30 protein-coding genes are annotated in these 26,816 nt (G+C 70.7%); 13 read left to right on the plus strand and 17 right to left on the minus strand.

All coding sequences use genetic code 11. The annotated features are described in order from the left end of the window. Positions 1-159: 159 nt before the first annotated feature. On the plus strand, positions 160-1,878 hold the full coding sequence (locus tag JJ691_RS27555; protein ID WP_211762524.1) for a DEDD exonuclease domain-containing protein: 1,719 nt from the start codon (positions 160-162) through the stop codon (positions 1,876-1,878). 34 nt (positions 1,879-1,912) lie between these two features. On the opposite strand, the gene JJ691_RS27560 is transcribed toward JJ691_RS27555, so the two are convergent. Together JJ691_RS27560 and JJ691_RS27565 are read right to left on the minus strand one after the other, a co-directional pair. Then, entirely contained in the window at positions 1,913-2,383 is a 471-nt protein-coding gene (locus tag JJ691_RS27560) for a GNAT family N-acetyltransferase (protein ID WP_211762525.1), read from the minus strand. Beyond that, positions 2,380-3,468 (minus strand): FAD-dependent monooxygenase, encoded by a 1,089-nt coding sequence (locus JJ691_RS27565; RefSeq protein ID WP_249227055.1) that lies wholly within the window; start codon positions 3,466-3,468, stop codon positions 2,380-2,382. Before JJ691_RS27565 ends, JJ691_RS27560 begins: the two co-directional genes overlap by 4 nt. Positions 3,469-3,551: 83 nt before the next feature. On the opposite strand from JJ691_RS27565, the gene JJ691_RS27570 reads away from it, so the two are divergent. Continuing rightward, positions 3,552-3,830, plus strand: a complete 279-nt coding sequence (locus tag JJ691_RS27570; RefSeq protein ID WP_211762527.1) for an Lrp/AsnC family transcriptional regulator — start codon at positions 3,552-3,554, stop codon at positions 3,828-3,830. Here JJ691_RS27570 and JJ691_RS27575 read toward each other — a convergent pair. Continuing rightward, positions 3,782-5,017 (minus strand): MFS transporter, encoded by a 1,236-nt coding sequence (locus JJ691_RS27575; protein ID WP_211762528.1) that lies wholly within the window; start codon positions 5,015-5,017, stop codon positions 3,782-3,784. The two genes, JJ691_RS27570 and JJ691_RS27575, sit on opposite strands and share 49 nt — an antisense overlap. A gap of 66 nt (positions 5,018-5,083) precedes the next feature. On the opposite strand from JJ691_RS27575, the gene JJ691_RS27580 reads away from it, so the two are divergent. Then, positions 5,084-6,058 carry an ArsR/SmtB family transcription factor gene (locus JJ691_RS27580; protein ID WP_211762529.1) on the plus strand — a complete coding sequence of 325 codons (975 nt, stop codon included), beginning with the start codon at positions 5,084-5,086 and terminating at the stop codon, positions 6,056-6,058. Between the two features lie 80 nt (positions 6,059-6,138). Here JJ691_RS27580 and qcrB read toward each other — a convergent pair whose 3' ends face one another. From qcrB to ctaE, 4 genes are read right to left on the minus strand one after another with little or no spacing between them, the layout of a single operon-like run. After that, positions 6,139-7,824 (minus strand): cytochrome bc1 complex cytochrome b subunit, encoded by a 1,686-nt coding sequence (gene qcrB / locus JJ691_RS27585; protein ID WP_211762530.1) that lies wholly within the window; start codon positions 7,822-7,824, stop codon positions 6,139-6,141. Then, positions 7,821-8,948 (minus strand): cytochrome bc1 complex Rieske iron-sulfur subunit, encoded by a 1,128-nt coding sequence (gene qcrA, locus JJ691_RS27590; RefSeq protein ID WP_211762531.1) that lies wholly within the window; start codon positions 8,946-8,948, stop codon positions 7,821-7,823. Before qcrA ends, qcrB begins: the two co-directional genes overlap by 4 nt. After that, a complete protein-coding gene (gene qcrC, locus JJ691_RS27595; protein ID WP_211762532.1) occupies positions 8,945-9,790 on the minus strand; it encodes a cytochrome bc1 complex diheme cytochrome c subunit in 846 nt (281 codons plus the stop codon). The genes qcrA and qcrC overlap by 4 nt, the downstream gene beginning before the upstream one ends. A gap of 34 nt (positions 9,791-9,824) precedes the next feature. Continuing rightward, complete coding sequence (gene ctaE, locus JJ691_RS27600) at positions 9,825-10,433, minus strand: aa3-type cytochrome oxidase subunit III (protein ID WP_211762533.1); 609 nt, start codon at positions 10,431-10,433, stop codon at positions 9,825-9,827. 60 nt (positions 10,434-10,493) lie between these two features. Here ctaE and JJ691_RS27605 point away from each other — a divergent pair, with 60 nt between their 5' ends. The 3 genes from JJ691_RS27605 to trpD are packed head-to-tail and all read left to right on the plus strand — an operon-like array spanning position 10,494 to position 12,363. Then, a complete protein-coding gene (locus JJ691_RS27605; protein WP_211762534.1) occupies positions 10,494-10,892 on the plus strand; it encodes a hypothetical protein in 399 nt (132 codons plus the stop codon). Positions 10,893-10,918: 26 nt separating this feature from the next. Further along, positions 10,919-11,323, plus strand: coding sequence for a hypothetical protein (locus JJ691_RS27610; RefSeq protein ID WP_211762535.1), 405 nt, complete (start codon positions 10,919-10,921; stop codon positions 11,321-11,323). After that, positions 11,320-12,363, plus strand: coding sequence for an anthranilate phosphoribosyltransferase (gene trpD / locus JJ691_RS27615; RefSeq protein WP_211762536.1), 1,044 nt, complete (start codon positions 11,320-11,322; stop codon positions 12,361-12,363). The genes JJ691_RS27610 and trpD overlap by 4 nt, the downstream gene beginning before the upstream one ends. A 128-nt stretch (positions 12,364-12,491) precedes the next feature. Here the strand turns inward: trpD and JJ691_RS27620 are convergent, their stop codons facing one another. The 4 genes from JJ691_RS27620 to ctaC form a co-directional block, all read right to left on the minus strand. Further along, positions 12,492-13,688: a DUF1501 domain-containing protein gene (locus JJ691_RS27620; RefSeq protein ID WP_211762537.1), complete on the minus strand. Its 1,197-nt coding sequence runs from the start codon at positions 13,686-13,688 to the stop codon at positions 12,492-12,494. Then, the gene (locus JJ691_RS27625; protein ID WP_211762538.1) at positions 13,685-14,959 is read right to left on the minus strand and encodes a DUF1800 domain-containing protein; all 1,275 of its coding nucleotides are present in this window, start codon (positions 14,957-14,959) and stop codon (positions 13,685-13,687) included. Before JJ691_RS27625 ends, JJ691_RS27620 begins: the two co-directional genes overlap by 4 nt. Before the next feature lie 72 nt (positions 14,960-15,031). Then, positions 15,032-15,430 carry a cytochrome c oxidase subunit 4 gene (locus JJ691_RS27630; protein WP_211762539.1) on the minus strand — a complete coding sequence of 133 codons (399 nt, stop codon included), beginning with the start codon at positions 15,428-15,430 and terminating at the stop codon, positions 15,032-15,034. A 10-nt stretch (positions 15,431-15,440) separates the two neighbouring features. Further along, complete coding sequence (gene ctaC, locus JJ691_RS27635; RefSeq protein ID WP_211771760.1) at positions 15,441-16,346, minus strand: aa3-type cytochrome oxidase subunit II; 906 nt, start codon at positions 16,344-16,346, stop codon at positions 15,441-15,443. A 297-nt stretch (positions 16,347-16,643) separates the two neighbouring features. Here ctaC and asnB point away from each other — a divergent pair, with 297 nt between their 5' ends. Next, positions 16,644-18,572 carry an asparagine synthase (glutamine-hydrolyzing) gene (gene asnB, locus JJ691_RS27640; protein ID WP_211762540.1) on the plus strand — a complete coding sequence of 643 codons (1,929 nt, stop codon included), beginning with the start codon at positions 16,644-16,646 and terminating at the stop codon, positions 18,570-18,572. Between the two features lie 116 nt (positions 18,573-18,688). On the opposite strand, the gene JJ691_RS27645 is transcribed toward asnB, so the two are convergent. Further along, complete coding sequence (locus tag JJ691_RS27645) at positions 18,689-19,624, minus strand: carbohydrate kinase family protein (RefSeq protein WP_211771761.1); 936 nt, start codon at positions 19,622-19,624, stop codon at positions 18,689-18,691. A gap of 161 nt (positions 19,625-19,785) precedes the next feature. Between JJ691_RS27645 and JJ691_RS27650 the strand changes: the two genes are divergently transcribed. Further along, positions 19,786-19,953, plus strand: a complete 168-nt coding sequence (locus JJ691_RS27650) for a hypothetical protein (RefSeq protein ID WP_211762541.1) — start codon at positions 19,786-19,788, stop codon at positions 19,951-19,953. 50 nt (positions 19,954-20,003) lie between these two features. On the opposite strand, the gene JJ691_RS27655 is transcribed toward JJ691_RS27650, so the two are convergent. Next, positions 20,004-20,378 (minus strand): HesB/IscA family protein, encoded by a 375-nt coding sequence (locus JJ691_RS27655; RefSeq protein ID WP_211762542.1) that lies wholly within the window; start codon positions 20,376-20,378, stop codon positions 20,004-20,006. 89 nt (positions 20,379-20,467) lie between these two features. Further along, positions 20,468-21,574, minus strand: coding sequence for a glycerate kinase family protein (locus JJ691_RS27660; protein WP_211762543.1), 1,107 nt, complete (start codon positions 21,572-21,574; stop codon positions 20,468-20,470). A gap of 41 nt (positions 21,575-21,615) precedes the next feature. Here JJ691_RS27660 and JJ691_RS27665 point away from each other — a divergent pair, with 41 nt between their 5' ends. Further along, a complete protein-coding gene (locus JJ691_RS27665; RefSeq protein ID WP_211762544.1) occupies positions 21,616-22,275 on the plus strand; it encodes a DUF3043 domain-containing protein in 660 nt (219 codons plus the stop codon). Positions 22,276-22,327: 52 nt separating this feature from the next. Further along, positions 22,328-23,314, plus strand: a complete 987-nt coding sequence (locus tag JJ691_RS27670; RefSeq protein WP_211762545.1) for an aldo/keto reductase family protein — start codon at positions 22,328-22,330, stop codon at positions 23,312-23,314. Between the two features lies 1 nt (position 23,315). Here JJ691_RS27670 and JJ691_RS27675 read toward each other — a convergent pair whose 3' ends face one another. Continuing rightward, positions 23,316-23,510, minus strand: a complete 195-nt coding sequence (locus tag JJ691_RS27675; protein WP_211762546.1) for a hypothetical protein — start codon at positions 23,508-23,510, stop codon at positions 23,316-23,318. Between the two features lie 23 nt (positions 23,511-23,533). On the opposite strand from JJ691_RS27675, the gene JJ691_RS27680 reads away from it, so the two are divergent. Genes JJ691_RS27680 through JJ691_RS27690 form a run of 3 tightly spaced genes read left to right on the plus strand, consistent with a single transcriptional unit; the run spans position 23,534 to position 25,866 of the window. Further along, positions 23,534-24,049: a bifunctional adenosylcobinamide kinase/adenosylcobinamide-phosphate guanylyltransferase gene (locus JJ691_RS27680; protein WP_211762547.1), complete on the plus strand. Its 516-nt coding sequence runs from the start codon at positions 23,534-23,536 to the stop codon at positions 24,047-24,049. Positions 24,050-24,061: 12 nt separating this feature from the next. Next, complete coding sequence (gene cobT / locus JJ691_RS27685) at positions 24,062-25,132, plus strand: nicotinate-nucleotide--dimethylbenzimidazole phosphoribosyltransferase (RefSeq protein ID WP_249227056.1); 1,071 nt, start codon at positions 24,062-24,064, stop codon at positions 25,130-25,132. 2 nt (positions 25,133-25,134) lie between these two features. Continuing rightward, on the plus strand, positions 25,135-25,866 hold the full coding sequence (locus tag JJ691_RS27690; RefSeq protein ID WP_211762549.1) for an adenosylcobinamide-GDP ribazoletransferase: 732 nt from the start codon (positions 25,135-25,137) through the stop codon (positions 25,864-25,866). Here the strand turns inward: JJ691_RS27690 and JJ691_RS27695 are convergent. Next, entirely contained in the window at positions 25,863-26,282 is a 420-nt protein-coding gene (locus JJ691_RS27695; RefSeq protein WP_211762550.1) for a pyridoxamine 5'-phosphate oxidase family protein, read from the minus strand. The genes JJ691_RS27690 and JJ691_RS27695 overlap by 4 nt on opposite strands. Beyond that, positions 26,279-26,815 carry a DinB family protein gene (locus JJ691_RS27700; protein WP_211762551.1) on the minus strand — a complete coding sequence of 179 codons (537 nt, stop codon included), beginning with the start codon at positions 26,813-26,815 and terminating at the stop codon, positions 26,279-26,281. Before JJ691_RS27700 ends, JJ691_RS27695 begins: the two co-directional genes overlap by 4 nt. Position 26,816: the final 1 nt, after the last annotated feature.

The following is a 26,816-nucleotide window of genomic DNA, read 5'->3' on the forward strand; positions in this document are numbered from 1 at the left end:
ATCCGTTGCGCCGGCAACAACACCCCAGGTCACCCATTTGCCGGCATCCGCCCCCCTTCGTCGCCGACACAGGAGAGCGCGAGGCCCAAAGGGGCCGAGCCCCGCGCGGAACGCGCGGCATCAAAACTGTCAGGGGGTGCTGGCACGATCCCGATCACCATGACTGCCACTGCTGACGATCTCGGCCAGTTGACGTTCGACGAGCTGGGCACGCCGCTGCGGGAGACCACGTTCGTCGTGGTCGACCTGGAGACCACCGGGGGCCGGGCCGGCGAGGACGGGATCACCGAGATCGGGGCGGTGAAGGTGCGGGGCGGGGAGGTGCTGGGCGAGTTCGGCACGCTGGTGAACCCGCGCCGGGGCATCCCGCCGGAGATCGTGCGGCTGACCGGCATCACCGAGGCGATGGTGTACACAGCACCGCCGATAGAAGAGGTGCTGCCGGCGTTCCTGGAGTTCGCGGCGGGGGCGGTGCTGGTGGCGCACAACTCGGGGTTCGACACGGGCTTCCTGAAGGCGGCGTGCACGCGGCACGGCTATGCGTGGCCGAAGCCGGCGGTGTTGTGCACGGTGCGGCTGGCGCGGCGGGTGCTGACCAGGGAGGAGGCGCCGAGCTGCCGGCTGTCGGCGTTGGCCGAACTGTTCAGCACGGACACGACGCCGAACCACCGTGCGCTGGACGACGCCAAGGCGACGGTGGACGTGCTGCACGGCCTGTTGGAACGGCTGGGCCCGATGGGGGTGCAGTCGCTGGAGGAGCTGTTCGACTACCTCCCGGACGTGACGCCGGCGCAGCGCCGTAAGCGCACGCTGGCGCAGCATCTGCCGTCGGAGCCGGGGGTGTACCTGTTCCGCGGCCCGTCGGAGGAGGTGCTGTACGTCGGCACGGCTTCCAACCTGCGGCGACGGGTGCGGCAGTACTTCACGGGCAGCGAGAGCCGGGGCCGCATCCGGGAGATGGTGGCGCTGGCGATCCGGGTGGATTCGGTGGTGTGCGCCCATTCACTGGAGGCGGAGGTCCGGGAGCTGCGCCTGTTGACGGCGCACAAACCGCAGTACAACCGGCGGTCCCGCAACCAGCAGGGCGGCTGGTGGGTGACCCTGACCGACGAGGCGTTCCCTCGGCTGTCGGTGGTGCGCCGGCCACGCGACGGTGCCCTGGGGCCGTTCCGGTCACGGGGATCGGCCGACACCGCTGCCACGGCGTTGAGCGACGCCACCGGTCTGCGGACCTGTAGCCAGCGGATACCAGCGAAAGGCGCCAACGGCACGCCATGTGCGCTGGCGGAGTTGGGCCGCTGTCGAGCCCCCTGTGCCGGCCGGCAGGACGTCGACGACTACGGGCTGGCCCCGGCGACGGTCCGGGACCTCATCGCCGGCCGGGACCTCGCGCCGTTCGACCGGCTGGCCGCCCAGCTGGAGGAGCTGGCCCTGGCCGAACGGTTCGAGGAGGCGGCCGTCCGCCGCGACCGCCTCGCCGACCTGGTCCGGGCGGTCGACCGCGCCCAGCGGCTGGCCGCGCTGGCCGCCCTGCCCGAGCTGGTCGCCGCCCGCCCCGACGGCAGCGGCGGCTGGGAGTTCTCCGTGGTCCGCCACGGCCGCCTGGCGTCGGCCGGCGTGGCCCGCCGCGGCGTCCGGCCCATGCCCGTGGTCGACGCCCTCGTCGCCGCGGCCGAGACGGTCATTCCCGGCGACGGCCCGCTGCACGGCGCCCCGGCCGAGGAGACGGGGGTGGTGCTGCGCTGGCTCAACCGACCCGGCACGCGGCTGGTCTACTGCGACACGCCCTGGTCCGAGCCGGCGAAGTCGGCCGCGGGGTGGCGGGCCTGGGTGGATCGGGCGGTAGCGGGTCGGGAGACCTACGCGGGGCTGAACTGAGACCGCACGATCCCCGACGGGTCCGTCCCACGGCTCAGAACTTGAGCTTGCGCACCATTTCCAGCCCGCCCGTCCGCGGCTGGAAGCCGAGGCTCTCGTACAGCCCACGCCCCTCCTCGGTGGCATGCAGATCGCACTTGACCAGGCCGAGGTCGTCCAGCCGGTCGACCAGGGCGGTGACAACGAGCCTGGCCAGACCCCGCCGCCGCCAGGCCGGGTCGGTGCAGACGTTGTGCAGGTGCGCCATGGACGTCCCGAGGTCGCCGGGCCGCGGCATGTCCAGACGAATGAAGGCGGCGGCGCAGCTGGCCAGGCCACCGCCCGGGGCGTCGACGACGGCGGCGATCAGGCCGGGGCCGCCGAGCTCACGCCGGAACAGCTCCACGCACGGGCGTTCCCAGTCGGTGTTGGCGACGTCCCGGCCCATGGCCTCGAACATGACAACCCGGAGGCGGACGAGTTCTTCGGCGTCGCCGGCGACGGCTGGGCGGACAGTCCAGTTCATAGCGTGATCGCATTCTTGGCGAGGTCGAGGGCGCTGTCGTCGGGCTGCCGGTCGGGGCGGGCGAGGGCCTGGTTGGCGTCGACGAAGGGCCGCATTCGTCGCTCATACGCCGCGAAGGCGGGACCTGGGTCGCCGCCGGAGCGGCCCAGCTCGGTCCCGAGCACGTAGGCCCCGACGAGGGCGAGGCTGGTCCCCTGGCCGGTGATCGGCGACGGGCAGCAGGCGGCGTCGCCGACCAGGGCGACCCGACCTGAGGTCCACGCCGGCATCCGGACCTGGGCCATGACGTCGCTGTACAGGTCGTCGGCCGACCACATGGCGGTCAGCATCTCCGCGGTGTGCCCGCCGAACCCGGCGAACCGGTCGGCGACCAACTGCTTCAACCCGCCGGCGTCCACCCGCTCCAGGTGCTCCTCCGGGCCGGCCTCGAAGCCGCCGATGACCCGCACCTCGGCGTTGTCCCGCACCGGGTACACGCAGTAGCCGCGTAGGCCGTCGCGCTGCCAGACCTGCCAGTTGTCCAGGCCCAGGAAGTTCGGCGCGCTGAAGATGGCCAGCCGAGCCCGCAGCGAGTGCAGGAAGTCCCGCTCCGGTCCGAAGACCAGCCGCCGGACCGTCGAGTGCAGGCCGTCGGCCCCGATGACCAGGTCGTAGACCGCCGGCCGGCCCCGCTCGAACTCGACCCGGCCGTCCGGCTCGACCGCGGTGACGCTGTCGCCGAAGACGTAGTCGACCTGGTCGCGGGTCGCTTCGTGGAGAAAGGCGCAGAGGTCTTCACGCAGCAGTTCGACGTCCGGACTGTCCAACCGGCCGGCGGACATGGTCATCTCCGTGGACGACCACTCCTCCGTGCCCTCTCGGTCGTACATCGTCATGCCGCGCATCCGCGTCTTCACGGCCTGCACCCGCGGCATCAGGCCCATCCGCTCGACGACCTCCAGCGCGACGCCGCGGACGTCGATGGCCTGCCCACCGGGCCGCAGCGCCGGCGCCTGCTCGACAACGGTGACCGCGAAGCCGTGCCGGCTCAGCCAGTAGGCGACCGCCGGGCCGGCGATGCTGGCCCCGGACACCAGAACGCGCATCAAGCTCCCCCTCGAAATCGCTGTGCCCCACCATCCTTGCCCTACGATCGGCAGGACGTCGAACCATTACAGGAGGTCCCGTCGTGATCACGGCGATCGTGTTGATCCAGGCCACCGCCGAGTCCATCCCGGAGGCCGCCCAGGCGATCGCCGACATCGACGGCGTCCAGGAGGTCTACTCCTGCGCCGGCGACGTCGACCTGATCGCGCACGTCAAGGTGGCCCAGCACGAGGACCTGGCCGAACTGGTGCCGGGCCGGATCAGCAAGGTGCCGGGCGTGCTCAACACCGACACCCACATCGCCTTCCGGTCCTACTCCCGCCGCGACGCCGAGGACTCCTTCTCCGCCGGCCTGGACTGAAACGCCACGTCGACGGCGCGCAGCCGGAACACCAGCGCGGTCAGCACGGCACCGACGCCGCACAGGGCGATCACGTGTGACACCGGCACCACCCCGGCCAGCGCGCCGGCCACCGCGGGGCTGATGCCCTGCGCGGTCATCAGGCCGGTGGACAGCAGCCCGAACGCCTGGCCACGGCCGGCCGTCGGCACGACGTCGCGGAACCGCTGCTGGATCGGCAGCCCATAGGCGAAGCCGACGCCGGCGAGCACCAGCAGCGCCCCGCACACCTCCACCGGCAGGTCGGCGACCGCGAAGCCGAGCAGCGGCAGGCCGACCACCGCCATCATCGGCACCATCAGCCGTCGCCGCTGCTCGGGCCCGACGACCCGGCCGATCACCAGGCTGCCGATCATCATCCCGACCGGCAGGCAGGCCAGCAGCAGGCCACCGGTCTGGGTCGGCAGGCCGCGGGCGGCGACGTAGGGCACGATCAGGCTCTCCGCCGCGGTCACGCAGGCCGGCGGCAGCCACTGGGCCAGAATCAGCGCCCGGATCGTGCGGTCCCGCAGCAGCTCCCGATTTCCGGTCAAGCTGCGTCGCAAGGCGGTCAGCGCACCGCGCTCCCCCGGCGAAACGCGCAGGTCAGGCAGCCGAAGCCACACCCAGGCGGCGGCAACCAGGTGCAGTCCAGCGGTGACCAGCATGGCGTGCTGCGCGCCGAGCACGGCGACGGCAGCGCCGGCCCCGGCCATGCCGACCAGTTGCGCCGCTGACGACGCCAGGTTGAGCAGCGAGCGGCCGAGCACGTAGCTCTCGCCGTCGAGCACATCGGCCACCACCCGGCCGACTGCCCCGTTCACCAGCGGCGTCACCGTCGACACGGCGGCGACCAGCGTCATGCTCAGCCAGATCGGCAGATCAACCAGCCCCAACAGCAGCCCGCTGCCGAACTCCACCCCGTAGCCGAGGGCGATCAGCTGGCGAGGTGGCAGCAGGTCGGCCACCGCGCCGAGGAGGCTGCCGCCGATGAGCTGCGGCAGAAACGAGATCCCGTACGCCACCGCGGCCAGCAGCGGCGAGCCGGTCACCGCGAACACCAGGACCGACAGCGCGACGATCCGCACGGTATCCGCGGTGACGGCGAGGGTGCGGGTGGTGAACAGCACCCGGAACGCAGTGTTGGCCAGCACACCGGCGTAGGTCATAGGCCGAGCCTGCGACCCGGCGGTGCCGCCGAGCCAAAGTTACGTGCACGGACGTAAGGTCGCGGCGTGCTCCGCTACCTCGTCGGCAGCGAGGACCTGGCCCGAAGCCGGTTCGCGCTGTCGCCGCTGTTCGAGCTGGACAGCCTGCTCCGGTCGGTGGTCGGTCTGCCCCCGCGCCGGCTGCCCGTGCCGTGGCTGCACCGAATCACGCCTTCGTACCGCAGGCTGCGACAAGATCCCGCCTTCCGTGCGGTGCTGGCCCTGCACAAGCCCGGCCGAGGCGCCACCTTCCTCGCCCCACCGCCGCAAGGCCTGGCCCAGACCGTCGAAGACGACCTGGACACTGTTCGGGCCACCGCGGTCGAGCGGGTCCGAGAGGAGATCGCCGGCCTGGAGCCCGTGGCCGACGACCAGGCCCGTGCGGTGCTCGACGCCCCGGACGTCGTGGCCCGTCTTGCCGACGTGCTGGAACAGGCATGGCACGAGCTGCTCGCCCCGGACTGGCCACAGCTGCGCGCCATCTGTGAGCGGGACGTGGTGCACCGGGCCGGCCTGCTCGGCCGAGGCGGCTGGCTGGCCGCGCTCGACGGCCTGCATCCCAAGGTGCGCTGGCGGGACCACGGCATCGACGTGCTGCACATGGCCGACGGGACCGTCGACCTGCGCGGCGAGGGTCTGCTGCTGATCCCGTCAGTGTTCGTGTGGCCGCGCGTCGCCGCCTACCACGACGACCCCTGGCCCAAGGCCATCGTCTATCCCGCCCGTGGCGTCGCCGCCCTGTGGGAGAGCCCAGCTGTCGCGGAGCCGGGGGCGTTGGGGGCGCTGCTGGGCCGGTCCCGGGCGCAACTGCTGCTGGCCCTCGACACGCCGGCCAGCACCACCCACCTGGCCCACAGCCTGGGACTGGCCGTCGGGGCAGTCGGTGACCACCTCACCGTGCTGCGGCGGGCCGGCCTGCTGGACCGGATCCGGTCCGGCCGGTCGGTGCTCTATCACCGCACCCCGATCGGCGACGCCCTCGCCGCCCAGTCCGAGCCCTGACCTCACCTTCAACGTCATGAAGGGCCCCTTCCTCACGTTCAACGTGAGGAAGGGGCCCTTCATGACACAAATGACAGCCGTCAGGCTTCGGGCTGCTGGGGCTTGCCCGCCAGCTCCTTCTGCCGCTTCGACTCGGCCTCGGCGGCCGCCGACTCGGCGTGCGCCTCGGCGCGGGCGTTGGCCAGGGCGGTGACCTCCTCGGCCGGGTCCGGCGAGAGGAAGCCGCCGGCCACCGGGGCGCCGGCCGAGCCCAGCTTGTTCATCTTCTTGGGCACCGGAGCGCCCTGGTACGGCAGCGCGTGCGGGTGGCCGTGCTCGTCGACCGGGCCCAGCGGCTGGTGCAGCTCGATGAACTCACCGTGCGGCAGCCGCTTGATGATGCCGGTCTCGATGCCGTGCTCCAGCACCTCGCGGTCGCCCCGCTGCAGACCGATGCAGATCCGGTAGGTGACGTAGTACACCAGCGGCGGCAGCACCAGCAGGCCGATGCGGCCGATCCACGTCGTCGCGTTCAGCGAGATGTCGAACTTGTCGGCGATGATGTCGTTGCCGCCGGACAGCAGGCAGACCATGAAGAACGTGATCGCCATCATGCCCAGGCTGGTCCGCACCGGCACGTCCCGCGGCCGCTGCAGCAGGTTGTGGTGCGCGGTGTCCTTGGTCATCCGGCGCTCGATCCACGGGTAGACCGCAGCGATGCCGGTGAGCAGGGGCAGACCCAGCATGAACGGCAGGAACGGCGCCGGAATGGTGAAGTTCAGGCCCCACGGGAGGTGGATGTAGGCCTCCCACGCCGGCCACAGACGCACCAGGCCGTCGGTCCAGCCCATGTACCAGTCCGGCTGCGAGCCGGAGGAGACCTGGGCCGGGTTGTACGGACCGAAGTTCCAGATGGGGTTGATCTGGAACAGACCGCTCATCAGCGCCAGCAGACCGGCGACGAGGGCGAAGAAGCCGCCGCCCTTGGCCGCGAACACCGGCATGATGCGCACGCCGACGACGTTGCGCTCGGTCCGGCGCGGGCCGGGGAACTGGGTGTGCTTCTGGTACCACACCAGACCCAGGTGCACGGCGATCAGCGCCAGGATGACGCCGGGCAGCAGCAGGATGTGCAGCGTGTAGATGCGCGGCAGGATCACCGTGCCCGGGAACTCGCCGCCGAACAGGATCCAGTCCACCCAGGTGCCCAGCACCGGGATCGACTCGATCAGGCCGAACATCACGCGCAGACCGGTGCCGGACAGCAGGTCGTCGGGCAGCGAGTAGCCGAAGAAGCCCTCGAGCGAGCCGATCATGAACAGCACGACGCCGATGACCCAGTTCACCTCACGCGGGCGCCGGAACGCGCCGGTGAAGAAGATCCGGAACATGTGGGCGACGATCGCCGACATGAACAGCAGCGCCGCCCAGTGGTGGATCTGCCGCACGAACAGGCCGCCGCGCACCTCGAACGAGAGGTCCAGGGTGGAGGCGAAGGCCCGCGACATCTGGATGCCGCGCAGGTTGTCGAACGCGCCGTTGTAGGTGACCTCCTGCATGGAGGGATCGAAGAACAGCGCGAGGTACGTGCCGGACAGCAGCAGCACGATGAAGCTGTACAGGGCGATCTCGCCGAGCAGGAAGGACCAGTGCGACGGGAAGACCTTGTTCAGCTGGCGACGCATGCCGGCGGCCAGGTGGTACCGGTCGTCGGCCCACTTCGCCGCGCCACCAGCGACGCGAGTCGCCGTGTTCGCCGGCTTCGTCGGCGTGGTGATGCCGCTCATGAGTCACGCTCCCAGAACGCGGGGCCGATGGGCTCGATGAAGTCGCTCCGCGCCACGAAGTATCCGCTCTCGTCAACCTCGATGGGAAGCTGCGGCAGCGCGCGGGCGGCCGGGCCGAAGACCGGCTTCGCGTACTCGAACACGTCGAACTGCGACTGGTGGCACGGGCACAGCAGACGACCGGTCTGCTGCTCGTACAGCGAGGTCGGGCAGCCCAGGTGGGTGCAGATCTTCGAGTACGCGTAGTAGTCGCCGAAGTTGAAGTTCTCCTGGCCGGACCGCTTGACCACGTTCTGGTCCGGGCGCAGCCGGATCAGCATGACCGGGTTGTCCGAGCGGTGCAGCGCGGCGGACAGCGCCTCCTCGTTGCCCCGCTCCGATTCGCGGAACGGGAACACCGTCTCGAAGCCGCCCGCGTCCAGGTCCTCGGGCCGGATCAGCGCGACCTCGCCGGCGTCACCGGTGTTGCGGCGCAGGTAGACCTTCTCGCCCGGGAAGCTCGCCTGCCAGCCGGTGTGCCAGAGCGAGTCCTTGGAGTTGGTGTCCTTGAACGGGTTCTTCAGCATGCCGCCCAGCGGCAGCACGACCAGGCCCAGCCCCATCACGCCGGCCGCGGCGCCCGCGGTCCGCTTGACCAGGGAGCGGCGGGTGATGGTGCTGCGCACACCGGCGTCGGCCAACTCGGCCAGGATGGTCTCCTGGTCGACCTTGGCCGAGCCGCCGTCGTGGCGGTCCTGCACGGCCAGCTCGTGCGGGATGAACTTCTTGGTGTAGTTCAGCGCGCCGACGCCGAGGCCGACCACGGTCAGGCCGAGCGTGATGCCGATGACCGGGGTGTACAGGCTGTACAGGAAGTAGCCGTCGGTGTTCGGGGCCGCGTACTCCCACGGCCAGAACAAGAAGGCCACGATGAAGGCCAGGCCGGCCACCGCGGCCAGCAGGAACCAGTAGGCCACGGCGCGCTCGGCGCGCTTCTCGGCCTTGGTGCCCTTGACCGGCCACGGGTCCTCGTAGCTGATCAGCTCGACACCGTCCAGCTTGGTGCCCAGCGTGACCAGCTCGTCCCGGCTCATGCCGTCCAGTTCTGCCTCGGTGGGCAGCTTCTCGTCGTGCTCGCCGCTCATGCCTTGCTTCCGATCCACAGGGTCACGCCGACCAGCGCGGCGATGCCCACGATCCATCCGATGAGGCCCTCGGAGATCGGGCCGAGACCACCGAGCGCGTTGCCGCCGGGGTTGTTGTTGCCATCGGTCACGGACTTGATGTACGTGATGATGTCCTTCTTCTCGTCCGGCGTGAGCTGGCGGTCGCCGAACACCGGCATGTTCTCCGGGCCGGTCAGCATCGCCGTGTAGATCTGGCTCGGCGTGACGCCGTCCAGCTCGGGCGCGTACTTGCCGGAGGACAGCGCGCCGCCGCGACCGGTGAAGCTGTGGCAGTTGGCGCAGTTGAGGCGGAACAGCTCGCCGCCGCGCGACGGGTCGCCGCTGGTCAGCTGCTCGTCCGAGGCGGTCGGCTTCTCCTTGCCGCCGCCCTGGGACTGGATGAACGCGTCCAGCGCGTCGATCTGCTGCGGCGTGAACACCGGGGGCTTGCGCGCGGCCTCGGCCGTCTGGCCGCCGGACAGCGGCATGCGGCCGGTGGACAGCTGGAAGTAGGACGCGGCGGAGCCGACGCCGATCAGGCTCGGCCCGCGGTCCTTGACGCCTTCCAGGTTGGCGCCGTGGCAGGTGACGCAGCTGTTGTTGAACAGCTGCCGGCCCTGCTCGACGAGCGCGTTGGTGTCCGAGGCCTGAGCGGTCTGCGGCGCCGGCACGGCGACGGCGTACAGCGCGCCCGCGCCGAGCAGCGCGACGCCGAGCGCCAACAGGCCGGAGACCCGCCGCTTGAGCTTGGAACGCGAGCGGCCCCGCTTACCCGCCGGAGCGGGCGTGCCCGCCGCGTCGGCGGGTGGCTTGGTGGTCATGGTGGGCAACCCTTGCTGTCAGTTCGGGGCTGGGTCAGGGAATGACGTAGATGACGGCGAACAGGCCGATCCACACGATGTCGACGAAGTGCCAGTAGTACGACACCACGATCGCCGAGGTCGCCTGGGCCGGCGTGAACTTGCTCAACCTCGTCCTGACAAGCAGGAAGATGAAGGCGATCAGGCCGCCGATCACGTGCAGCCCGTGGAAGCCGGTGGCAAGGAAGAAGACCGTGCCGAAGGCCGAGTTGGGGATCGTGGTCCCCTCCTCGACCAGCATGCGGTACTCGTTGGCCTGGCCGAGCACGAAGATCAGGCCCATCACGAAGGTGAGCACGTACCAGCGGCGCAGGCCGAACACGTCGCCCTGCTCGGCCGCGAACACGCCCATCTGACAGGTGATCGACGAGGCCACCAGAATGATCGTGAACGGCAGCGCGTACCCAAGGTCCAGATGGGTGGGCTCGGGCGGCCAGACGCCGACGTTCTGGGCCTTCACAGTGAAGTACATCGCGAAGAGGCCGGCGAAGAACATGAGCTCGCTGGACAGCCACACGATGGTGCCCACGCTGACCATGTTCGGGCGATTCAGCGAGTGGACCCGCTGAGCGATGGGAGGAGCTGCCGTTGTCACGGGTCGCATTATTGCCTGCGGTGGATCAGGCCGCCCGGTCGGGTGGGGTGCAACGGGAGATCACGAGCGATGGGCGCGTTCGAGCGATTGACGTCACTGTTCGGTCGGCGCGCGGAATTGCCGTTCGACCTGGACAACCCTGATTTAAAGGTGGTGGCCGAGGCTTTCGACCCGGCCGAGGCGGACTCGGCCGTGCTGGCCCGTTCGCCCCGGCTGCGGCCCGAACGGAAGGCGGTGCTGCGCCATCACCTGGTGCTGCCGGCGTCCGCGGTGGCGCGGGCCCGCGAGCTGCTGGCCCAGGACGGATGGGAGCTGCGGGTGGTCGAAACGGGTGAATCCGTTCGCCTGCACGCCCTTCGCGCCCAGGTGATCACCGCCCTGAGCTGCGCGCAGGAGCGGTCCCGGATGGCCGGCCTGGCCCAGCGGCTGGGCGGGGACGCGTTGGGATGGGACTGCTTGCAGACCTGAAGGTGTGACACAGATAGCATCACGGTATGAGCACGCAGACGTGGAAGGTCCTGGTCTTCAGCCACCGGCCGGAGGTCCGCGAGGCGATCGTCAACGCCGTCGGCCGGCGGCCGGCGCCGGACCTGGGCCGCGTGGACTACGTCGAGGTCGGCACCGTGGCGGACGTGCTCTACCACGTCGACAGCGGCGCCATCGACCTGGCCATTCTCGACGGCGAGGCGCAGCCCACCGGCGGCATGGGCCTGTCCCGCCAGCTCAAGAACGAGATCACCAACTGCCCGCCGATCGTGATCGCGGTGCGGCGCAAGGACGACCGATGGCTGGCCACCTGGTCGCAGGCGGACGCCGTCATCGTGCATCCGCTGGACCCGCTGGCCGCGGCCGAGACCGTCGCAGAGGTGCTGCGGTCCGGTGCGCCCGTGCCGAGGTGAGCACGCTGACCTGGCCCGACGTGCTGGGCGCGCTGATCGCCGGGGAAGACCTGACGGCGGCGCAGACCGGCTGGGCGATGGACCAGGTGATGACCGGCGAGGCCACCCCGGCCCAGATCGCCGGTTTCGCGGTCGCGCTGCGGGCCAAGGGCGAGACGGCCGACGAGGTGCTCGGCATGGCCGACTCGATGCTGCGGCACGCCCGCACGGTCGACGTCGCCGGCCGGGCCATCGACATCGTCGGCACCGGTGGTGACCAGGCCCACACCGTCAACATCTCGACCATGACGGCGATCGTCACGGCCGCGGCCGGCGTGCCCGTGGTCAAGCACGGGGCCCGGGCCTCGTCGTCCAAGTGCGGCACCGGCGACGTGCTGGAGGAGCTCGGGGTGGCCATCGAGCTGCCGCCGGACGCGGTGCAGCGCTGCGTGGCCGAGGTCGGCATCGGGTTCTGCTTCGCGCCCGCCTACCACCCGGCGCTGCGCTTCACCTCCGGGCCGCGGCGTGAGCTGGCCGTGCCGACCGCGTTCAACATCCTGGGCCCGCTGTCCAACCCGGCACAGCCCAAGTACGGCCTGGTCGGCTGCGCGCGGGAGCCGATGGCCCCGGTGATGGCCGGCGTGTTCGCCTCCCGTGGCGCGCACGTGCTGCTGGTGCGCGGGGACGACGGGCTGGACGAGATCACCACGACCACCACCACCTCGGTCTGGATCGCCCAGGACGGCGCGGTGCGGACCGACCGGATCGACCCGTCGCGGCTGGGGGTCGCCCCGGCCCTGCCGGCCGACCTGGTCGGCGGCGACGCGCCGTACAACGCCCAGGTGGTGCGGGAGCTGCTGGCCGGGCGGACCGGGCCGGTGCGGGATGCGGTGCTGATCAACGCGGCCGGCGCGGTGGCCGTGTTCAACGGCCTTGGCTCCGACCTGCACGCCGACCTGCTGGCCGGCCTGTCCATCGCCGCCCAGGCCATCGACTCCGGCGCCGCCGCGGAACTCCTGGACCGCTGGATCTCGTTGTCGCAGAAGCTGGCGGCCGCCTAACCTCGCGAGTCCCGCTCTGGGGCAACTGAAAAGCAGGTTTCGGACAATGCCGAAACCTGCTTTTCGTTTGTCTGAGAGCGGGACTCGCGGGGGTTGGCCGGGGCTGAGGTGCCGGCCAACCCCCGAGATCAGGTGAGCAGGCCGCCGACCGTGGTGTCGTGGCCGCCCAGGATCTTGCCGGGGTCCTCGCCCAGCACGTCGCGGAGCATGGTGGCGTAGACGTCCCGGAAGTCGGTGTGCTCCTTGAGGTCCCCGTTGTCCAGGTCGGTCAGGCTGGGCTGCTCGCCGTAGAAGCCGCCGTGCACCGGGGAACCGAGCACGAAGACCGGCCCGGCGGTGCCGTGGTCGGTGCCCTCGCTCGCGTTGGCCCCGACCCGGCGGCCGAACTCCGAGTACACCAGCATCACGACCTGCCGGCCGCGGTCGGTGCGCTGCATCCGGTCCGCGAACGCCGACAGCGCCTGGTCGAGCTCGGTGAGCAGCCGCTGCTGCGTGCCCTTCTCATCGGCATGGGTGTCGAAACCGCCCAGTGACACGGAATACGCCCGCGTCGGGACGCCCGCCTCGACCAGCCCGGCGACCACGTCCAACTGGGCCGCGAGCTGGCCTTTGTTGTCGGAGCTGGGTTTCACGGCCGGGCCGAGCTTGGTGGCGGTGGTGTGCAGGTCGGTGATGGACCGAGCAACCCTCGCCTGATCGGGTGATTCGCCCGATTCCGCCTGTCCCATCAGGGAGAACGACTTGCCCAGAGCCCCGGTCGGCAGCTTCAGCCCGGTCACCGGCAGCGTCGCGCCGGCCGCTCGCTGGCCGGCCATCAGCGGCGGCAGCACGGGCTCGATCGAGACGGCCCGCAGCGGGTCGTCGCCGGTCACGTCCAGCCAGCGTCCCAGCCACCCGGTCGGCTGTGGGCTGTCGGGCGACGCGGTCTGCCAGATGGCCATCGACCGGAAGTGGCTGTGGTCGGGCTTGGGGTAGCCCACCCCGCGCACGACCGCCAACCGCTTGTCGTCCCAGAGCTTCTTCAGGCCGGTCATACCCGGGTTGAGGCCCAGGCCCTCGCCGAGATCCAGCACCTCGTGCGGCTGGTAGGCCAGATCGGGCCGGGCCTTCTGGTACGCCGGGTCCGCGGCCGGCACCACCGTGTTCAGGCCGTCATTGCCGCCGTAGAGCGTGCAGACGACCAGCACGCCGGCGTCCGGGCGCAGCGGGTCCTGGGCGGCGGCGGTCATCAGGTCGGTCCAGTTCACCTGGGTCGCCCCGACGGCCAGCGCGCCCGCGCCGACCACGCCGCTGGCCAGGATGAAACCCCGTCGGCTGATTTTCATTGGCTCACCACGTATTCCGGTGCGCAGGCGGCCATCGCGACCAGCTGCGCCCCTGTCAGGCCGGCCAGCGCCGTCGTGGTCCGCTGACTCCAGGTGTCGACGCCGAGGGCCTTGCCGGCGGCCGCCGCGGACGTGATGTGTGACACGTCGGCGTGCCCGGCGACCAACTGGGCCAAGTGCAGCCGGGCCAGCCCGGCCGAGGTCGTCAGCCAGGCCTGCGCCGCCGGCCAGCCGCCCACGCTGGGCGGCTCGAACGGCACCTGGCCCAGGCCTCGCAGGCCAGCCTCCAGCTGCGTGACCGGCAGCTTCGACGGCTGCACGCCCAGCGCCCGCATCAGGCCGGCGGCCCACTCCACCGGCTGCTTCACCAGGGTGGTCGCCGGGTCGCGGAACGCCGGTTCAGCGAGCACAGCCCGCAGCAGCCCCCCGATGGACTGCTGCGGACCGTAGCCCGCGACCAGCCGGTTCAGCACGTCCGCCGCCGGCGGCGTGGCGCTGACCAACCGGAACCACAACCGGCCCGCCACGAAACGCGGCGAGTCCGGACGATTCAGCACGATGTCGACAAATTGGTTGGCATCGAGATTTCCCGTGATTCCCAACACGGTCTTGCTGCCGTTGTCGTGTCGTTTGGGGGCCAACGAGGAGGTCATGGCGTCGCGGTTCACCGTCCAGCCGGTCAGCGCCCGGGCCGCTTCGCGCACGTCGTTCTCGGTGTAGCGGTCCACGCCCAGCGTGAACAGCTCCATGAACTCGCGGGCCAGGTTCTCGTTGGCCGCGCCGACCTTGTTCTGCTGGCCGTCCAGCCACAGCAGCATCGCCGGGTCCACGATCATCGCCTTGGCCAGCGCGGGAAAACCGCCGCCGCCCAGGCCCCGCAGCGCCTGGTTCTGGTGCAGCATCAGGCGGGCGCTGCGCACCTTCTGCACGCTGGTGGCGAAATGCCCGTGCCAGAACCAGGTCAGCCGCTCCGGCAGCGGCGAGGCGGTGCCGGCCATCCGGTCCAGCCACCACTGCGCGGCCGTGACCTGCTGGCCGCGCAACGTCTTCTGGCGCTGCTTACGCTCGGCGGCGCTGGCTTTCTTGCTGATGGCCGGAGGTTCCGCGCCGAGGTTCGGCAGCGGCGTGGTGTCGGGTGTCTGGGCCAGCACCTGCTGGCAGGCCGCCGCGAACCCGCCCGCGGCCAGCGAGTCCAGCTCCCCCGGTCGCGGACCGAACCCGAAGCGGTCCAGCAGTCGCCGGGTGGCGGCTCGGTCGTCTAGTAAGGGCACACCGGAATCCTGCGCGAAAACGGCCCCGGGCTGAATGCCCGGGGCCGTTCGCTCAGTACACCTTCAGCTAACTCACTCGTGGTTGGGCTTGGTGTGGTACTCGAACACCAGGCCGCCCACGGTGATCAGGACCAGCACCACGAAGATGACGATCATCCACACCTGGAAGAAGGCCAGCGACAGGGCGCCGATGGCGGCGGCCACGGCGATGCCGAACGGCCAGTAGCTGCCCGGGCTGAAGAAGCCCAGCTCGCCGGCGCCGTCGCTGATCTCCGCCTCGGTGTCGTCCTCGGGACGCTCCGGGATGCGGCGGGCCACGAACCGGAAGTAGGTGCCGGTGATCAGGCACAGGCCGCCGGTCAGGGTCAGCGCGACGATGCCGACCGGCTCCTTGGCCCACAGGCCGTAGATGACGGCCATGATGAAGCAGAAGCCGGCGACGACCTCGAAGATCCTGGACTCAATCTTCATCGGTGGTTCCTCAGCTTCCGGTCCGGGCCGTGCGGTCCGTGTTGAACGGGTGCGTGGTCGTGGCCAGCGGCGCGCACAGGTCGCCGCAGTTCATCTCCGACAGCGCCTCGGACGTGGTGTACGGCTTGCCGGTCTTGGCGTTGACCTTCTCCCGCAGCTGCATGAACTGCTGGAACAGGTCGTTGGGTAGCGCCCGGACCTCGAAGTTCATCGCCGAGTGGTAGGCGCCGCACAGCTCGGCGCAGTGGCCGACGAACGAGCCCGTCTGGTCGATGGTGTTCTGGAAGGACGAGTCCTGGTTGTTCTTGTCCGGCGCCGGGAACACGTCGCGCTTGAAGTTGAACGCGGGCACCCAGAACGAGTGGATGACGTCGGTGGAGACCAGGTTGTACTGGATCCACTTGTTGGTCGGCAGGACCAGCAGCGGGATCTCGCTGCTCGTGCCGACGGTCGACACCACGTTGCCGTCCGGCGTCTTGTAGCCCTCGTACTTGAACTCCCAGTTCCACTGGAAGCCCACCACGTCCACCGTGACGTCCGGGGTGTGGCTCTTGTCCGTGACGTAGTTCTCGGTGGTGGCGGTGAAGTAGAACAGCACCGCGACGATGACCACCGGGATGACCGTGTAGACGATCTCCAGCGGGTGGTTGTACTGGAGCTGCTTGGGCAGTTCCTCGGTCCGCTTGCGGTGGAAGACCACCGGCCACAGGATCAGGATCGCCACGACCAGGCCGACGGCAAGGGCCGCGACCACGGACCAGGTCCACAGGTCGCGCATGGCGTCGGCCTGCGGCGTGATGCCGACCGGCCAACCGAAACGCAGGACCTCGTCGGTCGAACAGCCGCTTGCGGCAACCGCGACCAGGCCGGCCAGCCCGGCGAGTTTGGCCACCCGTGCTTTCCGGGAGCCCTCCATCAGGCGCACTGCTCGCTGCCTCCTCGTGACGGGCCTCTGGCGTGACCCCACACCAGCCGCTGCTCAGCAGCGGTGACGGCACCCCGCCGTCAATCAGGTCGGAGCCTAACCCAGTCGGTAGAGCGCCACCCCTCGGGGGTGATCGATCCGGCACCGGCCGCGCAACGGCCGGCCGGGCCGCCGCGTCTACCGGTGCGAGCGGCCCGCCTGCCGCTCGGCCGTCGGCCCGCCATGGGCATACTGGGCGGCGACCCCCGGTGTGTTGTGCCCTGTTTCGATGAGAGGTGCGGTTAGGACGTGTGCGGTCTGCTTGGACTGATCTGTCCCACTGAGAACGCGGCCGCCGCCGCGCGCCCGGCGGTCGGCGGGGCCCTGCGCTGCCAGCGGCACCGTGGCCCGGACGAGGCCGCCACCTGGCAGGGCGGCGAGGTGGTGTTCGGCTTCAACCGGCTGGCCATCATCGACCTGGAGCACTCCCACCAGCCGCTGCTGTGGGGCCCGCCCGGGCAGGAGAACCGGTACGCGCTGGCCTTCAACGGCGAGATCTACAACTACATCGAGCTGCGGGCCGAGCTGATCGAGCGCTACGGCGCCCAGTTCCACACCGACGGCGACAGCGAGGTGATCGCCGCCGCGTACCACTACTGGGGCGCCGCGGCCGTGCCCCGGCTGCGCGGCATGTTCGCGTTCATGATCTGGGACAGCGAGAAGAAGATCATCTTCGGCGCCCGGGACCCGTTCGGCATCAAGCCGCTGTACTACGCGGCCGGCCCCGGCGGCATCGCCATGTCCAGCGAGAAGAAGAGCATCCTGGACCTGGCCGACACCCTGGGCATCGAGCCCAAGCTGGACCGCCGGGCCCTGCAGCACTACTTCATCCTGCAGTACGTGCCCGAGCCGGAGTCGCTGAACACGCACATCCGGCGGATCGAGTCCGGCACCTCGTTCACCTTCGCCCCCGGCGGCGAGATCTCCATCGAGCGCTACTTCAGCCCGAAGTTCCGCCCGCGCGTGATGCACGGCCCGGCCGACGCCACCAAGCTGTACGCCGACATCGCCGACGCCCTGCGCGACTCGGTGGCCAAGCACATGCGCGCCGACGTGACCGTCGGCTCGTTCCTGTCCGGCGGCATCGACTCCACCGTGATCGCGGCCCTGGCCAAGGAGCACAACCCGGACCTGGTCGCCTTCACCACCGGCTTCGAGCGGGCCGGCTTCTCCGAGGTGGACGTGGCCGCCGAGTCGGCCGCCGCGATCGGCGTGAAGCACGTGGTCCGTACCGTGTCGCCGGCCGAGATGATGGAAGCCATCCCGCTGATCGTCTGGTACCTCGACGACCCGGTGGCCGACCCGGCGCTGGTGCCGCTGTGGTTCATCGCCCGCGAGGCCCGCCAGCACGTCAAGGTGGTGCTGTCCGGCGAGGGCGCGGACGAGCTGTTCGGCGGCTACACGATCTACCGCGAGCCGCTGTCGCTGGCCGCGTTCGAGAAGGTGCCCGGCACGCTGCGCAAGGCCATGGGCCGGGTCTCCACCCGTATACCCGAGGGCGTGCGCGGCAAGGACCTGCTGCGCCGCGGCGCGCTCACCCTGGAGCAGCGCTACTACGGCAACGCCCGCATCTTCCGCGACGACCAGCTGCGCTCGGTGCTGCGGACCTTCGACCCGTCGATCACGCACGCCGACGCCACCGCCAAGGCCTACCGCGAGACGGTGGACTGGGATCCGGTGAGCCGGATGCAGCACGTGGACCTGTTCACCTGGCTGCGCGGCGACATCCTGGTCAAGGCCGACAAGGTGACCATGGCGAACTCGCTGGAGCTGCGGGTGCCGTTCCTGGACCACGAGGTGTTCAAGATCGCCTCGCAGGTGCCGCTGGAGCAGAAGATCACCCGCGAGACCACCAAGTACGCGCTGCGGCGGGCCATCGCCGACATCATCCCGGCGCACGTGATCAACCGCCGCAAGCTGGGCTTCCCGGTGCCGATCCGGCACTGGCTGCGCGAGGACATGCACCCGTGGGCGCTGGACATCGTGCGCCAGTCCCAGACCGACCACCTGATCGACAAGCAGGCGGTGCTGGCCATGATCGAGGAGCACCGGACCGGCGGCATGGACCACAGCCGCCGCATCTGGGCCCTGCTCATCTTCATGATCTGGCACGGCATCTTCACCGAGGGCCGGATCAAGCCGGTCATCCCGGAGCCGCAGTACCCGGTCCGCCTCTGACCGGGCCCAAACACATGAAGGGCCCCTTCCTGACGTTGAACGTCAGGAAGGGGCCCTTCATGCGTTGTGCCGGAAACCGACATTCGGTTGCCGGAGAGCGGGACTCGCGGGGGGTGTCAGACCGTCAGGAGGGCGCCGACCTCGGTGGCGGCTTCGGGGCCGAAGGCGTCGGAGAGGCGGCCCAGGGCTGTCTCGCGGTCGAAGGTCCACTCCTGCGGGCCGTTGACCTCCAGCACATGCACGGCCACCAGGGCGCCGAGCTGGGCGGCGCGCTCCAGGCCGAGGCCGCCGCAGACGGCGGCGAGGAAGCCGGCGCGGAAGCCGTCGCCGACGCCGGTGGGGTCGACCTTGGCCAGCTCGGGCACGGCCGGCACCTGCAGCGAGCCGACCTCGCGGCCGACGATCTCCACGCCCTTCTCGCCCAGGGTGGTGACGCGCATCTCGACCTGGGCCAGCACGTCGTCCTCGGACCAGCCGGTCTTCTGGAGCACCAGGCCCCACTCGTAGTCGTTGCTGAACAGGTACTTGGCCCCGGCGACGAAGCGGCGCACCTGGTCGCCGTCCATCCGGGCCAGCTGCTGCGAGGGGTCCACCGCGAACGGCAGGCCGCGCTGCCGGCACTCGTCGGCGTGCTGGATCATCGCGCCCGGGTCGGTGGGGCTGAGCAGCACCAGGTCCAGCTGGCCGACGCGGTCGGCGATGGCGCCGATCTCGACCATGCCGGTCTCGGCCATCGCGCCGGTGTAGAACGAGGCGATCTGGTTCATGTCGTCGTCGGTGGTGCACATGAACCGGGCGGTGTGCTTGAGCTCCGAGGTGTACACGGACCGGCAGTCCACGCCGTGCCGCTCCAGCCACGCCCGGTAGTCGTCGAAGTCCTTGCCGACGGCGCCGCCCAGGATCGGCTTCTGCCCCAGCACGCCCATGCCGAACGCGATGTTCGCGCCGACCCCGCCCCGGCGGACCACCAGGTCGTCGACCAGGAAGCTCAGCGACACGCGGTCCAGGCGTTCGGCGACCAGCTGCTCGGTGAACTTGCCCGGGAAGTGCATCAGGTGGTCGGCGGCGATACTGCCGATGACAGCAACGGGCACTGTGGGTCTCCCCGATCTCCAACGGTGGGCCACCCGGTCGGGTGGACATGGTCCGGGTTCGAAAGACTACCGATTGGTAACGGATTCCGGCGCGGCATCCCGGGAACTACCGTCGGGTTGTGACCGCCCCAGAGCCAGTTTCACTTGATCAGCTCATCGACGACTGCGCCGACATCCCCGGTGCCCTCAAGCAGCGCGTACTCCCGCTGCCAGCGCCCCGCGCGGCCGCGCCATGGCGGGTGGACGAGGCCTGCGTGGCCCAGGTCAACGGTCTCGACGACTACTGAACACGGCGGAAGGGCCGCCCCAGCGGGACGGCCCTTCCCGAGACCGACGATCAGTGGAACGAGTCGCCGCAGGCGCACGAGCCGCCCGCGTTCGGGTTGTCGATCGTGAAGCCCTGCTTCTCGATCGTGTCCACGAAGTCGATGGTGGCGCCCTGCAGGTACGGCGCGCTCATCCGGTCCACGGCCACCTTGAGGCCGTTGAAGTCGCGGAGTAGGTCGCCGTCGAGGCTGCGCTCGTCGAAGAACAGCTGGTAGCGCAGACCCGCACAGCCACCGGGCTGGACGGCGATGCGCAGGTGCATGTCATCGCGTCCTTCCTGGTCAAGCAGCGCCTTGGCCTTGCTGGCGGCGTTGTCGGTGAGCACGACGCCGTGCGTCTGCTCCTCGGTCTGCGCGCCCTGCGAGGCGGTGTCCTGGACGGTCATGGCTCTCCCTCGACGTCCTGCGTATTCCTGTCCTACGACATGCAACGCAGAACGGGTCGACGTTCATTCCACTCCCATGGTGACACAGGTCAGCGGCCATTTGCCCGCGACCACTGGCCGGCGACATCGGCCGCCAGCGCGGCCAGGGCGCCGGCCGGGTCGGCCATCGCGGCGGCCACCGAGCCGGCGTGCTCGGCCACCGCGTACGACTGCTCGACACCGACCGCCCCGGCCTCCCGCCGGCCCACGCTGACCTGGCCGGCCAGCACCAGGCACGCGATGCCCCGGTCGGCCGCGCCGGCGGCGACCGCGGTGATCAGCTTCCCGCGCAGCGACTGCCAGTCGAAGCTGCCCTCGCCGGTGATCGCCAGCCGGGCCTGGTCCAGCGCCTCGTCCAGCCGGGTCAGCGTCCTGACCAGCGCCGATCCCGACGTGAACTCGGCTCCCAGCGCCAGCAGCCCGGCTCCCAGACCGCCGGCGGCACCGGCTCCGGGGCTGTCCCTGACGTCCTGGCCGGCGGTCCTGAGCACCTCCGCCCACGTCGTGAGCCCCGCCTCCAGGCGCTCCACGGCCGCCGGGTCCGCGCCCTTCTGCGGGCCGAAGGTGCGCGCCGCGCCGTGCCGTCCGAGCAGCGGGTTCTCCACGTCGGAGGCTGCGACGAGGGTGATACCGACGGCCGGCAGCTCGACCACCTCGGCCCGGGCCAGATCCGTCCCGCCGGACCCGATCGGATTGCCTGTGTCATCGGTCACGTGGCCGCCGAGGGCCCGGATCATCCCCGCGCCGCCGTCGGTGGTGCCGGAGCCGCCGAGCCCCACGACCGCCTTGGTGAGACCGGCCTCACGGGCCGCCGCGATCAGCTCGCCCACGCCGTAGGTGGTGGACGTCTCCGGGTCGCGGCGGTCGGTCAGGTGCAGTCCGCACGCCTGCGCCGACTCGATGTAGGCGGTGCCGTCGTGGGCCAGCCACCGGGCGGTGACCGGATGCCCGAGCGGACCGGTCACCCGGGCCTCGTGCACCTCGCCGCCGAGCGCGCCGTGCAGCACCTCCACGAAGCCGGGGCCGCCGTCGGCCAGCGGACGCAGCAGCAGTTCATCGGCGGGCGCGGTTCGCCGCCAGCCGGCGGCGATGGCCTCGGCGGCCTCAAGTGCGGTCAACGTGCCGCCGAAACAGTCAGGTGCGACGAGTACGCGCATGCGCTGAAGCTACCTCTGGTGGTCTGGCTTACCCTGGTGACGTGAGGTTCTTGCGCCGCAACTCAGCCGACGACGCCGCCACCGAGGACGGAGCGGTGGACGTCGCTCCCACCGCGGAGATGGCGAAGGGGCAGACTGCGCCCAAGGGCAAGGTGACTCCCAAGCGCCGGGACGCCGAGGCGCACCGCCGCGGCCCCGTGCCGCCGCCGCCCCGCACCCAGCGCGAGGCCATGAAGCGCAACCGCGAGCTGCGCCCGAAGATGACCCGCGAGGAGCGCAACACCGAGCAGCGCGAGCGTCGCGAGCGGATGATGTCCGGCGACGAGCGCTACCTCATGCCCAAGGACCGCGGCCCGGTCAAGGCGTACGTGCGGGACGTGATCGACTCCCGGCGCAACCTCATGGGCCTGTTCATGCCGCTGGCCATCCTGGTGCTGGCCTCGTACTTCCTGCAGATCGCGGTGCCGACGCTGCCGGTGCAGGAGTACGTGATGCTGGCCTGCCTGGTGTTCCTGCTGGCCATGGTGGTCGAGGCGATCATGCTGGGCCGGCTGGCCACCCGGCTGGCCCGGGCCAAGTTCCCCAAGGAGTCCATCGGGGCGGCCAGCCTGATCTGGTACACGTTCACCCGGGCCAGCCAGGTGCGCAAGCTGCGGGTGCCGCGGCCGCGGGTGCGCCCGGGCGAGGCCGTCGAGGCGTGACGAACGCCTGAGCTAATTAGCTGTTCAAACTAACTAGGTCTAGGCTCCGGTCATGGAGTTTCGACGCCTGGGCCGCAGCGGCCTGTCGGTAAGTGAGATCTCGTACGGCAACTGGATCACCCACGGCTCCCAGATCGAGCAGGATCAGGCCGTCAAGTGCGTGCACGCCGCCCTCGACGCGGGGATCACCACCTTCGACACGGCCGACGTGTACGCCAACACCAAGGCCGAGTCGGTCCTGGGCCAGGCGCTCAAGGGGCAGCGCCGAGAGAGCCTGGAGATCCTGACCAAGGTGTTCTGGCCGACCGGCCCCGGCGGCCCCAACGACCGCGGCCTGGGCCGCAAGCACATCCTGGAGTCGATCAACGGCTCGCTGGGCCGGCTCGGCACCGACTACGTGGACGTCTACCAGGCGCACCGGTTCGACCGGACTGTGCCGCTGGAGGAGACGTTCCTGGCCTTCGCCGACATCGTGCGCCAGGGCAAGGCCCTCTACATCGGCGTCTCCGAGTGGACCGCCGACCAGATCACCCGCGGCGCGGCCATCGCCCGCGAGCTGAAGGTGCCCTTCATCTCCAACCAGCCGCAGTACAACATGCTGCACCGGGTCATCGAGCCGCAGATCGTGCCGACCAGCGAGCGCGAGGGCATCTCCCAGATCGTGTTCTCGCCGATCGCCCAGGGCGTGCTGACCGGCAAGTACCTGCCCGGCCAGCCGGTGCCCGAGGGCTCCCGGGCCACCGACGCCAGCGGCAAGAACGTCATCTCCCGGCTGCTGCTGGACGAGGTGCTGGAGAAGGTCCAGCAGCTCAAGCCGATCGCCGCCGAGGTCGACCTGTCGCTGGCCCAGCTGGCCGTGGCCTGGGTGCTGCAGAACCCGAACGTGGCCTCGGCGATCATCGGCGCCAGCCGGCCCGAGCAGGTCGCGGAGAACGTCAAGGCGGCCGGGGTGAAGCTGGACGCGTCGATCCTGGAGCAGATCGACAAGGTCCTGGAGGGCCACGTCCGCACTGACCCGATGCTGACCCAGAGCCCGTGAGCTAGGGCTTGAGGCTCATCGGCCCGTAGACGACCTCGTCGCCGTCGAGCAGCGTGACCTGGGTGATGTCGATCTCCGCGAGGTCGGTCCAGGTGGCGCTGAGCCAGTCCTCGGCGGCGGTCTGGTCGTCGAAGGTGACGTCCGGGCCGGTCACGTCCACGCCGTCGTCGTCCTGGTAGTGCCATCGCAACGCCATGCGCAGACGGTAACGTCCGGCCCGTGACGTCACGGACTCTGGTGCTCGGAGGCGCCCGCTCCGGCAAGTCGGCGCATGCCGAAGGTCTCGCCTCGGGCTCGGTCACCTATGTCGCGACCGCCCGCCGGGATCCGTCCGATCAGGACTGGCAGGAGCGGATCGCCAAGCACGTGGCCCGGCGTCCGTCGACGTGGTCCACGGTCGAGACCTCCGACCTGCCGGCGGTGCTGTCCGACGTGCCCGGCACGGTGCTCGTCGACGATCTCGCGACGTGGCTCACCGGCGTGCTGGACGACACCGGGGCCTGGGAGGGGCCGCTGGACGAGGCCCGCCTGCGGTGTGACGCGCTGGTCGACGCCGTGCTGCGGCGCGAGGGTCCGCTGGTGCTGGTGTCGGCCGAGGTCGGGTTGGGCGTGGTGCCCGCGACCCGCTCTGGCAGGCTGTTCCGCGATGAGCTGGGCTCGCTGAACGCGAGGCTCGCGCAGGCGTGCGACGAGGTGCTGCTGCTCGTGGCCGGCCTGCCGCTCCGGGTGAAGTGAAAGGATCTTGTGGTGACGAGCATCGAGTTCCCCGCCGTGGATCCGCCGGACCCGACCGCGCGACGGGAGGCGGCCGCCCGGCACGAGCGGCTGACCAAGCCCGCCGGGTCGCTGGGCCGGCTGGAGGAGCTCGGTGTGTGGATCGCCGCGTGTCAGGGCAAGTGCCCGCCGCGGCCGTTCACCCGGTCCCGGGTCGTGGTGTTCGCCGGTGACCACGGCGTGGCCCGCAGCGGCGTGTCCGCGTATCCGCCCGAGGTCACGGGGCAGATGGTCGCCAACTTCATGACCGGCGGGGCCGCGATCAACGTGCTGTCCGGCGTGTCCGGGGCGACCGTGCGGGTCGTCGACATGGCCGTCGACGCCGACACCCCCGACCAGGTCAGCAAGTTCAAGGTGCGGCGGTCCTCCGGGTCCATCGACCGTGAGGACGCCCTCACCGAGGACGAGGCCCGTCAGGCCGTCGCCGCCGGCATGGCCATCGCCGACGAGGAGGTCGACGGCGGGGCTGACCTGCTCATCGCCGGCGACATGGGCATCGGCAACACCACCCCGGCCGCCGTCATCGTCGCCGCCCTGACCGGCGAGGAGCCCGTGGCCGTCGTCGGCCGCGGCACCGGCATCGACGACAGCGCCTGGATGCGCAAGACCGCCGCCATCCGGGACGCGCTGCGCCGGGCCCGCAAGGTCTCCGGCGATCCCGTGGCCCTGCTGCGCACCGCCGGCGGCGCCGACCTCGCCGCCATGGCCGGATTCCTCGCGCAGGCCGCCGTCCGGCGCACCCCCGTCGTGCTCGACGGCCTCGTCGTCGGAGCCGCCGCCATGGTCGCCGAGGACCTGGCTCCCGGCTCCCGGCACTGGTGGGTCGCCGGGCACCGCTCCGTCGAGCCCGCCCACGGCTTTGTCCTGGGGCACCTGGGTTTGACGCCCATCATCGACCTCAACATGCGCCTGGGCGAGGGCTCCGGCGCCGCCGCCGCGCTGCCCTTGCTCACCATGGCCGCTCGGATCCTCACCGACATGGCCACCTTCGGCGACGCCGGCGTTTCCGAGCGGTCCGAGGACACCGCGAGCACGCCGTCGTAACCGTGTCCGGGCTTCGGCTCGCCGTGTCGTGGCTGACGGTCCTGCCCGTTCCCGGGCCGTCCACCGTCGACCGGCGAGTCGCCGCCCGTGCCATCGCCCTGGCCCCGCTCGTCGGCCTGCTGCTCGGGGCCCTGGCCGCCGCTTTGTCCTGGGGCACCGTCTTTCTGGGTGCGCCTGGAATGTTGGCCGGCCTGCTCACCGTCGGTCTGTTGGCCCTGCTCACCCGGGGCATGCACCTCGACGGCCTCGCCGACACCGCCGACGGCCTCGGCTGCTACGGCCCTCCCGCCCGCGCCCTGGAGATCATGAAGTCCGGCGGCGCCGGCCCCTTCGCCGTCGTCGTGCTCATCGTCGGCCTCGGCCTCCAGGCCGTCTGCTTCGGCATCCTCCCCTGGCCCGCCGTGCTGCTGGCCGTCTTCTCCGGCCGAGTCGCCTTCTCCTGGTGTTGCCGGCGTTCCGTCCCCGCCGCCCGCCCCGAGGGCCTGGGCGCCTTGGTCTCCGGCTCCCAGCCTTTGCTTGTCCCTCTACTGTGGACGGTCATGGCCCTGGTCGCCGGATTGTTCGCCGTGCCCGGCAAGCCCTGGCTCGGCCCCATCGGCGTGTTGATCGCCACCGCCCTCGTGCTGCTCCTGCTTTCCCATGTGCGCCGCCGCTTCGGCGGCATCACCGGCGACGTCCTCGGCGCCGCCTGCGAACTCGCCACCACAGTCGTGCTGGTGGTCTGCGCTTTCTAAGCCCGCATGTCCAGCAGGTGCGCGTGCTGGACATGCAGGGTGATGCGGACCATGGGACGGTCACCAAGGCGGGACAGGAACTGGTCGGCTTCGGCTGGGTCGAGGTAGCGGCGGGCGGCGGTGACGTATTCCGGGACGAGGCCGGCGGTCGGGGTCAGAGTCACCGGACCGCGGAGCTGAAGCCCTTGGTACGGATAGGTTTCCGAGTCGATGCTGACGGCGACGAGGGAGCCGTCGCGCAGCGCCTTGAGCTTCGAGCTGCGCGGAAAGGTACCGAGGACGATGTGCGTTCCGTCCCAGTGAAACCAGACGGGAACGACACGGGGAGCGCCGGCGGGGTCGAGGTAGCCGAGCCGGGCGGGAATGCGGGAGTGGAGCAGGGATTGGGCCACGGGCGAGGCGAGCACGTCGATCACGCGGGGACCTCGCACACCATGAGGTAGCCGTCGACGAGGGTGACGCGGTCGGAATCCGGGTCGGCGGGCAGGGCGTGGCCGAGGTCGCGGCTGCGGACCTCGCCGATCCACTTGTCGTGCTGGTACTCGTGGTTGATCAGCGTGGTGAGCAGGTGCCGAGCGACGATGTCGAGCTGGGCCGGGGCGCCGACCCGGTGGCCGGCGATGTCGAGCATGCGGGCGTGCACGCGGTCGGCGACGGTGGCCCGGAAGTCGGCGAGCCGGCGGATCTCCGGCAGCACGCCCCGGGACCGTTCGGGCGTGGCGGAGTCCATCAGGGCGTCGAGCTCGGGGTCGGGGCTGGGCTCAGCGGCGGTGAGGTTGCGCACCATGAAGTGGGCGACATGGGCCTGATGCCCCAGATGCCAGCCGATGGCGCTGGAATCCTCGCTGGGCCGCCACAACAGCTCGTCGGACCGCAGGTCCCGCCAGAGCTCGTCGGTGTAGGCGCGGGCCCGGTCGTACTCGACGAGCAACTCCGTCACATCGAACATG

This window comes from Kutzneria sp. CA-103260 (assembly GCF_018263855.1).
Classification (GTDB): Bacteria; Actinomycetota; Actinomycetes; order Mycobacteriales; family Pseudonocardiaceae; genus Kutzneria.

Bases quoted from the DNA above. Each gene is read 5' to 3' on its own strand.
- JJ691_RS27555 (WP_211762524.1), top strand. From the start codon at position 160: ATGACTGCCACTGCTGACGATCTCGGCCAGTTGACGTTCGACGAGCTG.
- JJ691_RS27560 (WP_211762525.1), bottom strand. From the start codon at position 2,383: ATGAACTGGACTGTCCGCCCAGCCGTCGCCGGCGACGCCGAAGAACTC.
- JJ691_RS27575 (WP_211762528.1), bottom strand. From the start codon at position 5,017: ATGACCTACGCCGGTGTGCTGGCCAACACTGCGTTCCGGGTGCTGTTC.
- JJ691_RS27565 (WP_249227055.1), bottom strand. From the start codon at position 3,468: ATGCGCGTTCTGGTGTCCGGGGCCAGCATCGCCGGCCCGGCGGTCGCC.
- JJ691_RS27620 (WP_211762537.1), bottom strand. From the start codon at position 13,688: ATGAAAATCAGCCGACGGGGTTTCATCCTGGCCAGCGGCGTGGTCGGC.
- qcrC (WP_211762532.1), bottom strand. From the start codon at position 9,790: ATGACCACCAAGCCACCCGCCGACGCGGCGGGCACGCCCGCTCCGGCG.
- JJ691_RS27645 (WP_211771761.1), bottom strand. From the start codon at position 19,624: ATGCACTTCCCGGGCAAGTTCACCGAGCAGCTGGTCGCCGAACGCCTG.
- ctaE (WP_211762533.1), bottom strand. From the start codon at position 10,433: ATGCGACCCGTGACAACGGCAGCTCCTCCCATCGCTCAGCGGGTCCAC.
- JJ691_RS27675 (WP_211762546.1), bottom strand. From the start codon at position 23,510: ATGGCGTTGCGATGGCACTACCAGGACGACGACGGCGTGGACGTGACC.
- qcrA (WP_211762531.1), bottom strand. From the start codon at position 8,948: ATGAGCGGCGAGCACGACGAGAAGCTGCCCACCGAGGCAGAACTGGAC.
- JJ691_RS27610 (WP_211762535.1), top strand. From the start codon at position 10,919: ATGAGCACGCAGACGTGGAAGGTCCTGGTCTTCAGCCACCGGCCGGAG.
- JJ691_RS27700 (WP_211762551.1), bottom strand. From the start codon at position 26,815: ATGTTCGATGTGACGGAGTTGCTCGTCGAGTACGACCGGGCCCGCGCC.
- qcrB (WP_211762530.1), bottom strand. From the start codon at position 7,824: ATGAGCGGCATCACCACGCCGACGAAGCCGGCGAACACGGCGACTCGC.
- JJ691_RS27660 (WP_211762543.1), bottom strand. From the start codon at position 21,574: ATGCGCGTACTCGTCGCACCTGACTGTTTCGGCGGCACGTTGACCGCA.
- JJ691_RS27630 (WP_211762539.1), bottom strand. From the start codon at position 15,430: ATGAAGATTGAGTCCAGGATCTTCGAGGTCGTCGCCGGCTTCTGCTTC.
- JJ691_RS27605 (WP_211762534.1), top strand. From the start codon at position 10,494: ATGGGCGCGTTCGAGCGATTGACGTCACTGTTCGGTCGGCGCGCGGAA.
- JJ691_RS27655 (WP_211762542.1), bottom strand. From the start codon at position 20,378: ATGACCGTCCAGGACACCGCCTCGCAGGGCGCGCAGACCGAGGAGCAG.
- ctaC (WP_211771760.1), bottom strand. From the start codon at position 16,346: ATGGAGGGCTCCCGGAAAGCACGGGTGGCCAAACTCGCCGGGCTGGCC.
- JJ691_RS27670 (WP_211762545.1), top strand. From the start codon at position 22,328: ATGGAGTTTCGACGCCTGGGCCGCAGCGGCCTGTCGGTAAGTGAGATC.